General features: G+C 51.6%; 2 rRNA genes. Both read left to right on the forward strand.

What is annotated here, in order from left to right:
- A 23S ribosomal RNA gene (locus K6123_RS23045) occupies positions 1 to 1,157 on the forward strand; the annotation flags it as partial.
- A 215-nt stretch (positions 1,158 to 1,372) separates the two neighbouring features.
- A 5S ribosomal RNA gene (rrf, locus tag K6123_RS23050) occupies positions 1,373 to 1,488 on the forward strand.
- Positions 1,489 to 1,512: the final 24 nt, after the last annotated feature.

Consider the following 1,512-nt stretch of genomic DNA (forward strand, 5'->3'; position numbering starts at 1 on the left):
CGGTCGAAGATACCAGGTGGCTGCAACTGTTTATTAAAAACACAGCACTCTGCAAACACGAAAGTGGACGTATAGGGTGTGACGCCTGCCCGGTGCCGGAAGGTTAATTGATGGGGTTATCTTCGGAGAAGCTCTTGATCGAAGCCCCGGTAAACGGCGGCCGTAACTATAACGGTCCTAAGGTAGCGAAATTCCTTGTCGGGTAAGTTCCGACCTGCACGAATGGCGTAATGATGGTCACACTGTCTCCACCCGAGACTCAGTGAAATTGAATTTGCGGTTAAGATGCCGTATTCCCGCGGCTAGACGGAAAGACCCCGTGAACCTTTACTATAGCTTCACAGTGAACTTTGAATTGGCTTGTGTAGGATAGCTGGGAGGCTTTGAAGTCAGGACGCCAGTTCTGATGGAGCCAATCTTGAAATACCAGCCTGGTCAATTTGGGGTTCTAACTCAGGTCCGTTATCCGGATCGAGGACACTGTGTGGTGGGTAGTTTGACTGGGGCGGTCTCCTCCAAAAGCGTAACGGAGGAGCACGAAGGTCGGCTAATCCTGGTCGGACATCAGGAGGTTAGTGTAATGGCACAAGCCGGCTTAACTGCGAGACAGACACGTCGAGCAGGTACGAAAGTAGGTCATAGTGATCCGGTGGTTCTGTATGGAAGGGCCATCGCTCAACGGATAAAAGGTACTCCGGGGATAACAGGCTGATACCGCCCAAGAGTTCACATCGACGGCGGTGTTTGGCACCTCGATGTCGGCTCATCACATCCTGGGGCTGAAGCCGGTCCCAAGGGTATGGCTGTTCGCCATTTAAAGTGGTACGCGAGCTGGGTTTAGAACGTCGTGAGACAGTTCGGTCCCTATCTGCCGTGGGCGTTTGAGATTTGAGAAGAGTTGCTCCTAGTACGAGAGGACCGGAGTGAACGAACCTCTGGTGTTCCGGTTGTCACGCCAGTGGCATTGCCGGGTAGCTATGTTCGGACGGGATAAACGCTGAAAGCATCTAAGCGTGAAGCCTCCTTCAAGATGAGATCTCACTGGAACTTCGAGTTCCCTGTAGGGCCCTGGAAGACCACCAGGTTGATAGGTCAGGTGTGTAAGCGTTGTGAGGCGTTGAGCTAACTGATACTAATTGCCCGTGAGGCTTGACCATATAACACCCAAACTGGTTGTTGTAACAAGCCAACTGCTGAAGAAAACAGCAGAAACGAACACGAACAGGCAACCGCCGTTCGCAAGAGAATCTCAATAAACTCTGTCGTGAATCCTTAAGGAAACACAAAAGAGACTCATGTATCCAACCCTATTTGGTGAATGTTGCCGCCCACAAGCGTGAGAGCATCAGACAACAGACACCAAGCCAGTTTGCTTGACGACCATAGAGCTGTGGAACCACCTGAATCCTTTCCGAACTCAGAAGTGAAACGCAGCATCGCCGATGGTAGTGTGGGGTCTCCCCATGTGAGAGTAGGTCATCGTCAAGCTCTTAAACAGAAGCCCCGTCAGCT

It is taken from the genome of Oceanobacter mangrovi (genome assembly GCF_019740315.1).
Classification (GTDB): Bacteria; Pseudomonadota; Gammaproteobacteria; order Pseudomonadales; family Oceanobacteraceae; genus Oceanobacter; species Oceanobacter mangrovi.